Annotated in this window: 9 protein-coding genes and 1 tRNA gene; 7 read left to right on the top strand and 3 right to left on the bottom strand. The window is 65.6% G+C overall.

All coding sequences use genetic code 11. The annotated features are described in order from the left end of the window. Positions 1–70 precede the first annotated feature (70 nt). Positions 71–1,084, bottom strand: coding sequence for a prephenate dehydrogenase (locus QP140_RS09365; protein ID WP_284759368.1), 1,014 nt, complete (start codon positions 1,082–1,084; stop codon positions 71–73). A gap of 170 nt (positions 1,085–1,254) precedes the next feature. Here QP140_RS09365 and QP140_RS09360 point away from each other — a divergent pair, with 170 nt between their 5' ends. The 4 genes from QP140_RS09360 to QP140_RS09345 all read left to right on the top strand — a co-directional run bounded on the left by QP140_RS09360 (position 1,255) and on the right by QP140_RS09345 (position 5,068). Next, on the top strand, positions 1,255–1,785 hold the full coding sequence (locus QP140_RS09360; RefSeq protein ID WP_231837671.1) for a tRNA adenosine deaminase-associated protein: 531 nt from the start codon (positions 1,255–1,257) through the stop codon (positions 1,783–1,785). Further along, a complete protein-coding gene (locus QP140_RS09355; RefSeq protein ID WP_442875038.1) occupies positions 1,775–2,296 on the top strand; it encodes a nucleoside deaminase in 522 nt (173 codons plus the stop codon). Before QP140_RS09360 ends, QP140_RS09355 begins: the two co-directional genes overlap by 11 nt. A 145-nt stretch (positions 2,297–2,441) precedes the next feature. Then, a tRNA-Ser gene (locus tag QP140_RS09350) sits at positions 2,442–2,526 on the top strand. Positions 2,527–2,662: 136 nt separating this feature from the next. Next, positions 2,663–5,068: an MMPL family transporter gene (locus QP140_RS09345; protein ID WP_284759365.1), complete on the top strand. Its 2,406-nt coding sequence runs from the start codon at positions 2,663–2,665 to the stop codon at positions 5,066–5,068. Positions 5,069–5,089: 21 nt separating this feature from the next. On the opposite strand, the gene QP140_RS09340 is transcribed toward QP140_RS09345, so the two are convergent. Next, entirely contained in the window at positions 5,090–6,760 is a 1,671-nt protein-coding gene (locus tag QP140_RS09340) for an ATP-binding protein (RefSeq protein ID WP_284759363.1), read from the bottom strand. 272 nt (positions 6,761–7,032) lie between these two features. Between QP140_RS09340 and tgt the strand changes: the two genes are divergently transcribed. Then, the gene (tgt, locus tag QP140_RS09335; RefSeq protein WP_262369072.1) at positions 7,033–8,388 is read left to right on the top strand and encodes a tRNA guanosine(34) transglycosylase Tgt; all 1,356 of its coding nucleotides are present in this window, start codon (positions 7,033–7,035) and stop codon (positions 8,386–8,388) included. A gap of 13 nt (positions 8,389–8,401) precedes the next feature. Further along, complete coding sequence (gene gluQRS / locus QP140_RS09330) at positions 8,402–9,478, top strand: tRNA glutamyl-Q(34) synthetase GluQRS (RefSeq protein ID WP_284759367.1); 1,077 nt, start codon at positions 8,402–8,404, stop codon at positions 9,476–9,478. Positions 9,479–9,550: 72 nt separating this feature from the next. On the opposite strand, the gene QP140_RS09325 is transcribed toward gluQRS, so the two are convergent. Further along, a complete protein-coding gene (locus tag QP140_RS09325; RefSeq protein WP_070759773.1) occupies positions 9,551–10,432 on the bottom strand; it encodes a crotonase/enoyl-CoA hydratase family protein in 882 nt (293 codons plus the stop codon). Between the two features lie 131 nt (positions 10,433–10,563). Between QP140_RS09325 and QP140_RS09320 the strand changes: the two genes are divergently transcribed. After that, entirely contained in the window at positions 10,564–11,121 is a 558-nt protein-coding gene (locus tag QP140_RS09320) for a hypothetical protein (RefSeq protein WP_284759361.1), read from the top strand. Positions 11,122–11,207: the final 86 nt, after the last annotated feature.

Here is an 11,207-nt window from a genome sequence, read left to right as displayed (position 1 = left end):
ACTCAATCGGCATCCAAAAAGGCCAAATCTAACCCCCACGACACGCCGGGCCAGACACACTTTTTGACCCTTAACCCAAAATCTCGATGCGTGCGCCGATGGACTCCGCGCTGAGCAGCTGATCCACCCAGCCCTTCGCCCCGGGGCTCACACGAATAACCGGGCGTGGATCCGTGGCATCCCCGTGCTTCGTCGTAGCCTCGTAGCGCTTCCGGGCGGCATAGCCGGCCTCCGTCAGCGCGCTGAGGTCCTTGTGCTCCAGCTCCTCGCGAGCCTGGTTGAGGATCTCCAGGGCCTCATCGAAGCACTCGATCAGCGCATCCCGGTTGCCCTCGCACATCGCCCGGACCAGCGATGGGGCGGTGCCAGCCACCCGGGTGGTGTCCCGGAAGGACCCTGCGGCCAGGGCGAGGCTGAGCGGCCCGCCCTGGTCGCCCACCATCGCCAAGGTCTCGGCGAAAACATGCGGCAGGTGGGAAATCCGGGCCACCGCGCGGTCGTGCGCACCCGAGCGGCTCGGGATTGTGATCGCACCAGTAGTCTCTGCCATGCGCACCACCCGCTCGAAGGTGGTGAACCACGCGCGCGGTGGCTCGTTCTCAGCGACGGCCCGGTCGTAGGCGACCACCCACACGGCGCCGTCGAAGAGCCCGTTGAGGGTCGCGCGCCAGCCCGAATGCGCAGTTCCTGCCATCGGGTGCCCGCCGACGAAGCGATCAGCCATCCCGCGATCCTCGACCAGCGCCTGGACCTCGCCCTTCACGCTGGTCACATCGGTCAGGCCCACGCTCGGGGCGTGCTGGCCGACGGCGTCCAAAATCTCCGGTAGCGCAGGAGCCGGAACCCCGAGGACGACGAGGGCGTCCTCCCGTTCCGCGCGCTGCAAGGTCGCGGTGAGGTCCCCGGAGACGTCGTAACCATCCTCGGTGGCCTGAGAAACCGTCTTCGCGGAACGATTCCAACCGAACGCTGGCCAGCCGTCGTCCGCGAGATCACGCAGCAGAGAGCCACCGATCAACCCCAGACCCAGAACACACACCGGGAAGCGCTCGAACGCGGTCGGGGTTCCCGGGGACGGGTGCAGAGGGTGACGGGTGGACTCGGATTCATGCTGCGTACTCACGCTTTAATTCTCTCATAAGCCCCGGATACGCGCCGGGGACTGAAGCAGCCCGCGCGGCAGCCGGAGTGCCGACCACAGCGGGTGCCCCAGCGGTGCAGACTCACGCCCGGCGACCGGCTAAAATCCGAAACATGAGTAACACTGACTCCTTCGACACGATCGCTGTCGTGGCGACCAGCACCGAGCATGGCTGGGCGCTCCGCGAGCTGCCTGATGACGCGACCGATTCCCTCGAGAGCCTCGTCGACCACCTCCGCAGCGAACGCGCCGAAGGTGCCGTTCTGGGGCTGGTCTGTATCGAGGACTCCTGGTGCGCGATCGTGCGCCCCGTCCCTGGTGGAGTGGGGATTTTGATGTCGGACGCCACCGCGGCGATCGATGACTACCTGGCGACCGACATGCTCGACGAGCTGGACGTCGACACCCCCACCGAGGAAGAGGCCGACGAGGCCGACGAGAACGATACCCCCTGGCCAGAGGGTGAATTCGACATGCTGGAGGACCTGGGTGTGTCCGAGCAACTGCTCACGGTTGTCTTCGACGATCCGGAGTACTACCCGGCGGAGCAGCTGATCTGTGTGGCTGAGGAGCTGGGCTTCGACGAGGAGCTCTCCGACCTGCTGGACGCCAACCTGCCTGACGACGAGGACGATGACGACTGAGCCTGGCAGCCCGGCCCAACCGGACTGGCTCATCGGGGGCGGTCTGCCCCGGCAGGGTGGGCACGTCGCTGACGAGGAGCTGATGCGGCAGGCCATCGACGTCGCCCGTTCCACGCCGCCGGGGGATGTACCGGTCGGTGCGCTGGTCGTCGACGCCGACGGTCAGCTCCTGGCTACCGCGACGAACCGTCGGGAGCAGGACGCCGACCCGCTGGCGCACGCGGAGGTCCTCGCGCTGCGGCAGGCGGTCCGAGCTCTCGGAGATTCCTGGCGGCTGGAGCGCTGCACCTTGGTCGTGACCTTGGAACCGTGCGCGATGTGCGCGGGAGCTGCGCTGGGGGCGCGGGTGGGCCGCATCGTATTCGGCGCCTACGAGCCGCGCACCGGGGCCTGCGGCAGCGTGTGGGACCTGCCGCGGGAGGCACCGCTGCATAAGGCCGAGGTGCGCGGGGGCGTGCTGCAGCCGGAGTGCGAGCAGCTCTTGAGGGGTTTCTTCGAAAAGCTCCGCTAACCCTGCGGGGAGCCGGGCACTACTGCACGGGCCGCCGGGGCACTACCGGCACAGGTCGCCGCCGAAGCGGTGGCGTGGCTTTTGGGGCGCGGGTGCGGTTTTGCTACTCTTATCGAAGGTTTTCATGGCTTCGTGCCGTGATCCTGGTGGTGTGTCCGAGCGGCCGAAGGTACTCGCCTCGAAAGCGAGTGAGGGTAAAACCTCCGAGGGTTCAAATCCCTCCACCACCGCAACGCGATCCCCGTCCCTCCCGGACGGGGATTTTTATTCTGCCTAGCTGTCCGTACACGCTTAGGGCACCTAAGCCACGACCCACTAGGCTGGGAGTGATACCCCTTTTCCCGGCATGGAAGGCTGCCTTAGCTCGTGGCGAAGTTCCTGTTTCACCTCGGACGCTGGTCGTTTACTCGTAAGTGGCTCGCCATCGGCATCTGGCTGGTCGTCCTCGTCGGCATTGGCGCGGCCGCGCTCACGAGCCAGAAGGGCTTCAACGACGTCTTCGAAATCGACGACATGCCCTCCACGCACGCCACCGAGCTGCTCCAGGAGAAGTTCCCCGAGATGGGCGACCCTGGCGAGGAATCGATCGTCAACGTCGTCTTCCAGGCCCCGGAGGGCAAGCAGCTCAAGGACCCCGACTACATGGCGGCGATGGACCGCACCGTCGAGGCCATTAAGAAGGACGTTTCGCACCTCGGCGACACCCTCCAGCTGCACAATCCCGTGACGATGAACGACGGGCTGCAGAAGGAGCTCGTCAAGCAGGAAACGGAGATGGGGCTGCCGCGCGAGACCGCGTTGCTGGACGCGCACACCCTGCGTGCTGTGTCCGACGACGGCCGCACTGGGGTGCTGAGCTTCAGCTTCGACGTCCCCGTGCCAGCGGATGTCACCGATGAGGACCGTGCCGCCGTCACCGACGCGATGAACATCTCCCGCGACGCAGGACTCACCGTCGAGGCCGGTGGCCTGGGCTTTGCGGACCCCGTCGCCGTCGAACCGATCAGTGAGATCGCCGGTCTGGCGGTGGCGCTGATCATCCTGTGGGTGACCTTCGCCAGCCTGCTCGCCGCCGGGTTGCCGCTGCTCACCGCGGTGGTTGGCATCGGTATCGGCACGCTGTTGACGGTCGGCGCGACCTTCTTCGTGCCGTTGAATTCTATGACGCCAACGCTGGGCCTCATGCTGGGCCTGGCGGTCGGTATCGACTACGCGCTGTTCATCATGGCCCGCTACCGCGACGAGCTGCGGCACGGGCGCAGCCGACTGGATGCGATTGGCCTGGCGACCGGTACCGCGGGCTCGGCGGTGGTCTTCGCGGGTCTCACGGTGATTATCGCGCTGGTCTCGCTGCGCCTGGCGAACATCACCTTCCTGACATACATGGGCTACGCGGCCGCGGCGAATGTCTTCATCGCCGTGCTGGTGGCCCTGACCCTGCTGCCCGCCCTGCTGGGCGTGCTCGGGGACCGGGTGTTCAAGAAGGAAGCAGCCGGCCCGCACGACACCGAGGCGCGCGCCGTGCCGCCAGAGAAGCAGAAGAACACCTTCAGCGTGCGCTGGGTGAAGCTGGTGCACCGCGTGCCCGGGCTCATGCTCGCCCTGGTGATGGTGGTACTGGCCGGGCTTTCGATCCCGGTGCTGAACCTGGAGCTCGCGCTGCCCTCGGATAAGACGGCGAACGTCACCTCCACGCAGCGTAAGTCCGCGGAGATGCTCGAAGAGGGCTTCGGCGGCGGCAAGAACGCCCCGATGCTCGTCGTGGTGGACGGCTCCGAGGCCCGCGGGGATGCGGAGGCGCTGAAGCCTTACCGTGGCGGCACGGAACCGACGTCGGACAATCAACCGAGCCCGGCGCAAGCGACGTTCATGTACGCCGCGGACCAGATGCGGCAGAACGCGGACGTGGTCAACGCGCAGATCGTCGGCATGAGTGAGGACGAAACCGCCGCGCAGCTGCTGGTGACCCCGAAGGCAGGCCCGACGGATGAGCGGACCGTGCAGCTGATCCACACGCTGCGGGCGCAGCAGGCGGAGATCGAGGCCGCGACCGGCGCGACGATCGGCATTACCGGCCTGACCGCGATCCAGCAGGACGTCACCGACAAGCTAGCCGACGCGATGCCGATCTACCTGGGGCTCGTGGTGGGTCTGGCGCTGATCCTGCTGCTGATGGTTTTCCGCTCCATCGTGGTCACGCTCATCGCGGCGCTCGGGTTCCTGCTCTCCGTGGGTGCGGCCTTCGGCGTGACTGTGCTGTTTTGGCAGGAGGGGCTGTGGGATCTGTGGCACTCGCCGGGCCCGCTGGTCAGCTTCGTGCCGATCTTCCTCATCGGCGTGACCTTCGGCCTGGCCATGGACTATCAGGTGTTCATCGTCTCCCGCATGCGCGAACGCTTCCTGCACGATTCGCAGGCCGCGGCGCGCGGTTCTCGTTACACCGCGGTGGAGGATTCCGTCATCGGTGGCTTCTCGCTGGGTGCCCAGGTAGTGACGGCGGCGGCGCTGATCATGATCGGCGTGTTCGCCTCCTTCGTTTTCCAGCCGTTGCCGTTCATTCAGATCTTCGGCTTCGCGCTCGGCGCGGGCGTGCTGTTCGACGCCTTCTTCATCCGTATGACGTTCGTCCCGGCGCTGATGTTCCTCTTCGGCAAGGGGACGTGGTGGATGCCGAAGTGGCTGGACAAGGTGCTACCCACCGTGGATGTGGAGGGCTCGGCGCTGGAGAAGGCCTTCGCGAGCGGGGAGATCGGCGAGGCTGCCAAGCGCTAGGCGTGTGGTTGGGGGAGCTGGTCACCGTGCAGCGGTGTAGGTGGTACCGCGTCGCCCTTGACCGCCATGCATGTGGACGAGCTCCTGCTCGATCAGTGGTTTGAGCGCGTACCTTACCTGGCTTTCGCTGAGGTTGGTTGCGTCGATGATGCTTTTTAGCGTTACCGTGGCCCCTCCAACCCCCGCGGTGTGGACTGCCTTGTACACAGCCGGGGCATTCTTGCCGAGCTTTTCCAGGTCGGGGCGTGGCTGCGCTGCGGGAGATGACTGCGGGGATGGCTGTGCCTTTGAGGTGCGGGTCGGCGAGGTAGGCGTAGGCGCCGGAGAGGCCTGGGAATCGGTCGGCGCCGGGGCAGTAGTCTCGGGGGCAGTAGCCTCGGGGGCAGCAGTCTCGCCACCCATGTCGGGGCGCAGCTGAGGTTCAGTATCGCGCCAGAAGAACGCGGTGAACTTCACACCCGTGTCGACGAATGTGGGCGGCTTGAGCCCCTGTTCGCGAAGGGATTTCAGGATGGTCTGGACGCCACCGCCTTCACCCTCGATGATTCTGTGCCCAGCGTCATCCCGCAGCGACCTCGCGAGCCGGTAGAGCCGCTGATTCACTTCTTGGCGCCAGAGCTCGTCGCTTTTCAGTTGGCTGACCGACAGGGATTTCAACCCACCGGGACTCATAATCATGAGTGCCTTGTGGGTAATGCGGACATCGATACTGCGGCCCTCTTCGAGGGTGTCGGGGCCCAAGTCTCGGTGGATGAGTGCATTGGCCACGGCCTCTCGGATGGCGTTGAGCGGCAGCTCTGGACGATCCACCATATGCCCGTTGGGGAGGTAGGCCTGGTACGTGCTGAGGTTAGCGGTGATCCACTCCATCGTTTGGTCGAGGAGGGTGGGCAGTGGACCAGAGAAACGCTCGAGGTTCCGGGTTCTTGCGGACGACTGGCTGTGTGAAGGGGGCGCGTCGGGGAGCCGGACCGCACAGGTCACGCTGAGAGCTGGGTAGACCCCTTGGGGGAAAGTACTGAGGGCGTAGTACCCGGCCACGCTGAGCTCCCCGGTGGGTAGCACGGCCGTAATTTTCCTGAGAATCTCGAGGTCATCGTCGATATCCCGGAAGGGGCGCACCGCTTGGCGCAGGTCGTTGGCGACTTGCTGGACGAGTTTTTCGTCCAGGTCTTTGGCCGACGTGTTGGGCACGGGCCGCATGTCGTAGTCCGCCGTGGGGTTTTCCGGAGACTTCGCGGCCTCGATCATCCGCAGGTCGGATGCGTGCATTTCGTAGTCGCCATCAGCCTGTCGGAGATAGGCGCGATGCTTATACCGAGCGGGTCTTTCCTGGATCGGCAAACCTTGAACTTCGGCGACAACGACGGTCGGGGCGTCTTCGGCGGTGCCCATTCTCACTGAGTACGTGTTGATGTACGGGCACGGGGAGATGGCGTTGCGCGCCTGATCGACAATCCCGGCTTCGAGCTTCGCGGGTTCTGGCACTCCCACAATGTCAAAGTTTGATCGCTCGTCGATGCCAAGGATGATCGTTCCGCCCTCGGGCATATTTGCGAAAGCGCAGGTTGTTGCCCCTAAGTTTTCTGGCAGGCCGTGGGCAGCGCGTTTCACCTCGACGGTTGTTGAGTCCCCTTGACGGAGGCGAAACCAGGAGACCTCTTGCTGAATGCGTGCCGAATCCCACGTCATGATTGAAAGTTTAAAGGTTTAAACCTCTAAAAACAAGAGTTTCGGGCTAAGACTTGGAGTTTTTAAAAGTGTGCGTTGGTCAGCACTGACGTTAGTGCAGGTCGCATAGGTATCAGTAATACTTGTAAACTTGGAATGACACTGTGAAATATTCCCAGTCTTATTCTCAGTATGAGTTTTCCACGTGCGGCGCGGGGTATCACTGAGCCTTCGTGGACACCGCCCAGCAGTTCGCCACGGGCATGTCCGGGGCGAGCACTAGACTGTCGGTTATGACTTCCGGATCCCACTCGCAGCCACCGCACGACGCGGCCGGGTTTGCCACTGATACGTCCTTCGAGCTCCTCAAGCCCCTGGGCGAGGTGACCGACCCGATCGCATCGCACTCCGGCGAAGGGGACCGCGAAACACGACTGACGCAGGGCCGGGTGGGCGTCCTTAAGACACCGCACGGGAACATCAACACCCCCGCCTTCATCCCCGTCGCAACCAAAGCGACGGTGAAGACCCTGACCCCGGAGCAGGTGCGATCCGCGGGGGCGCAGGCAATCCTTTCCAACGCGTACCACCTCTACCTGCAGCCCGGCCCGGACATCGTCGACGAGGCCGGCGGCGTGGCCACCTTCGAGAACTGGCACGGGCCGACCTACACGGATTCCGGTGGATTCCAGGTCATGAGCCTCGGCGTGGGCTACAAGAAGGTCCTCGCTATGGACTCGAAGGTCTCCGAGGATAAGGTCATCGCGCAGCAGAAGAAGCGCATGGCGATCGTGGACGAGGACGGGGTGGACTTCCGCAGCGTCATCGACGGCTCCAAGCACCGCTTCACCCCCGAGGTCAGCATGCAGATCCAGCACCAGCTGGGGGCGGACATCATGTTCGCCTTCGACGAGCTGACCACGCTGGCGAATACCCGGAAGTACCAGGAAGCGTCGGTGGAGCGCACCCACCGCTGGGCGAAGCGCTGCCTGGAGGAGCACCAGCGCCAGACGGAGCTGCGTAGCCACCGGCCGCTGCAGTCCCTGTGGGGCGTGGTGCAGGGGGCGCAGTACGAGGACCTGCGCCGCCAGGCGGCCCGCGGACTGGTGCAGCTTTCTGAGGAGGCCGAGGCGGAGGGTAAGCGCGGCTTCGGTGGCTTCGGGATCGGAGGGGCCCTGGAGAAGGAGAACCTCGGAACCATCGTGGAGTGGGTCTCCCAGGAGCTGCCGGACAACAAGCCGCGGCACCTGCTGGGCATCTCCGAACCGGATGACCTCTTCACCGCCATCGCCGCAGGTGCGGACACCTTCGACTGTGTGGCACCAACCCGGCTCGGTCGCCGCGGTGGGGTGTACACGCTCGATGGGCGGATGAACCTCTCCAACGCGCGCTTCCGGCGAGACTTCACGCCGGTGGACGCCGAGGTCGGCGGCTATGTGTCTGAGAACTACACCCGCGCCTACATCCACCACCTGCTGCGCGCGAAGGAATACCTCGCGGGCACGCTGTGCACGCTGCATAACCTGCACTTCATGATCAAGCTGGTGGACAACATTCGGGAGGCGATGCTGCAGGGTCGCTTCGAGGAGTACCGGGCTGAGTTCATGGGGCGCTACTACGGGCCGGGTTGGGAGCAGCGCCTTGGCTAATGGGGGAGCGGGAGTGGGCAGCCAGGGGGCTGGTCTAAGACGGCGGGGCGCCGGTTCAACACCGCGGGGCGCCGGGCGTTACGCGCCGAGCCCCTCCGGCGACCTGCACCTGGGCAACCTACGCACCGCGGTGCTCGCGTGGCTTTTCGCCCGCCACAGTGGCCGGGCCTTCCACCTGCGCGTCGACGACATCGACGCCCAGCGCTCCTCCGAGGAATCCGCCCGCCGGCAGCTCGCGGACCTCGCTGCACTCGGAATCACCCACGACGGCCCGATCGTCTACGAGCGCGACTGCCTCGACCACTACGCGGCTGCCCTGCAAAAGCTTGCTGACCAGGGACGGGTCTACGAGTGCTACTGCTCGCGCAAGGACATCCAGGAGGCCTCCCGTGCCCCACACGCCGCCCCAGGGGCCTACCCCGGGACCTGCCGGAACCTCAGTGACGAGGAACGAGCCACGCGCCGGGCGGAGCTCGCCGAGGCAGGCCGTAGTCCTGCGTTGCGGTTGCGGGTCGGCAACCTTTCTTCCTCCGACGCCACCCCGGCCAGCCTGGTCACCACCCACACGATCACCGAAGGCTTCGCTGCCGGGGAGGCGCTGGGCGGTGACGTCCTAAAAGAAGGGACCTATACCGGCGAGGTGGATGACATGGTGCTGCGGCGCGGCGGGAACACCGCGCAGCTGGACGGCAGCGAGTATGCGTACAACCTGGCCGTCGTGGTGGACGATGCGCTCGCGGGCGTGGACCAGGTGGTTCGCGGGGATGACCTGCTGAGTTCCGCACCCCGGCAGGCGTACCTGGCTGGGCTGCTGGGGTTGCCGGAGGTGGAATACCTGCACGTGCCGTTGGTGCTCGGGCCGGAGGGCAAGCGCCTGGCGAAGCGCGACGGCGCGGTGACGATGCGCGAGCTCGGGGTAGAGGATGCCCTGGCGTGGATCGGCGAATCGTTGGGGGAGGCGTTGGGCGAGCCGAATGGGGTGCGCGACGCCCTGGCGCAAGGCGCGTCACCGGCGGAGATCCTCGAAGGTTGGGCGGCGAGCTTCCGTCCGGAGCTGCTCTCCCGCGAGCCGGTGACCTACCTGGGCTAGCGGACCTCGCGGGAACAACGCACTCAAGAACGGCGGAACCGTCCGGAACGGGAGGGGGCGGTCGAGCGGGGGCTAGCGGACCTCGCGGGGCTTGAAGCGGGCGTCCACAACTGCGCCGCGCGCCTTGGCCGCCGCCTTCTGGGCGATCTTGGTGTTTTTGGCCACCAGCAGGCGGGCCTGGCGGGCGCGTTCCATGAAGAAGGTGCGGCGCGGGCCGGCGGTCCAGGTCTCGTCGATGATGCGCTTGGCGTAGGCCACCGAATCCGGGGAGCGGGTTGCCAGCTCCTCGGCGAGTGCGCGGGCGGCCGCGGCCGGATCTTCCGCAACCTCGGAGGCGAGCCCCAGCTCTACGGCGCGGGTGCCGTCGAAAACCTCGCCGGTCATGGTCAAACGCTTGGCGGTATCGATGGGCAGCAGCTGCTTGAGGGAGAAGATCCCCGACATGTCCGGGATCAGGCCCCACTTGGCCTCCAACACGGACCACTGGGCGTCCGCGGTGGTGAAGCGGTAATCCGCGGCCGCGACGAGCTGCACACCACCGCCGAAGCAGAAGCCCTCGACTGCCGCGATGACGGGCACGGGCAGGCGACGGAAAGCCCAACACGCCTCCTGGAAGGTATTGGTACCGCGCCACGGCCGGGGAGCGAAGGCCTTGGCGATGCCCGCGGGGGTCTTCAACGCGGAGCCGAAGTCCAAACCTGCGGTGAAATTATGGTCTTCACCTGCGAGAATGACGGCCCGAATCGTGCGGTCGCGTCGGATCTTGTGCGCGGTGGCGACCAGGTCGTCGAGAACGGACAGGGTGAGGGAGTTCAGCTTGCCGGGACGGCGAAGGGTGACGTAGGCGATGCCGTCCTCGACGTTCAGCGTGACCTCGCCGTGGCGGGAGGCGGGGTCGTCGTTGTGGGCGCTGTCCGGTGCTGCGGCGGAAGAGTGTTCATTGCGGGCTGTCATGGGATCACGCTAACCCACGGGCGCGGTGCTGCGCGGGGGATTGCGGAAGCTGCGTGGCGAGGGCCCGGAGGTGTTCTTCATCACGCGGTCGCGAGTGCGGCAGGGAGAGCTTTTGGCGGTAAAATTGCTCTATGAGTTCAGTTATTAACCTCGTGCTTGGCGTACTGCTGGTGTACGTCATTGTCGGGCCACTTCCCCTCGGCCTGCAGTTGCTCGCGACCTGGCTTGTGCAACGCCGTGAGCAGAAGAACGGGCAGGACGTGGTAGCGAATGGCGATTGGTGGAAGCTGCTTGGAACGGTGCGCGCTGGGGTGTGGGCCTTCTTGGCCGGGCTCGTGGTCTGGGTTCTTTTCCTCAGCTGGACCCCTGACCAGCTGGGCCTGCCAATGGGTGGCCCCTATGCAGATTGGCAAGTGGTTGCGTGCGGTGTCGGTGCGGTGTGTGCGGTGGTGATGCTTTCGCTGCGGACCCGCTGGCTTTTCGCCGGCGCGCTGGGAGTTGTGCTGGGTTTCACCGCGGGGTTCTCGCTCGCGTGGTCCTTTTGGGCTGCCGCCGGTGATTCCTCGGGGCTGTGGGCTGCGGGCTTGGTCTTCCTACTCGTTGGTTGCCTGATCGGGCTGAATTTCGTGGGCCTGATGGTGGCGTCCGTGCGTGCGGAACGGGCGCGCGATCAGCAGGCTGGCAGGTAGCGGCGAAGTTGGGTTAAGTAAAGAAAAGTGTGTCCGCATGCCACCATAACCCCAGACCACACACCACAAATCACCAAAGAATAGCT

It is taken from the genome of Corynebacterium sp. UMB9976 (assembly GCF_030212265.1).
In the GTDB taxonomy this organism is placed as follows: domain Bacteria; phylum Actinomycetota; class Actinomycetes; order Mycobacteriales; family Mycobacteriaceae; genus Corynebacterium.
Note: the sequence above shows the minus strand (reverse complement) of the source record. Positions and strands in the feature narration are given on the sequence as shown.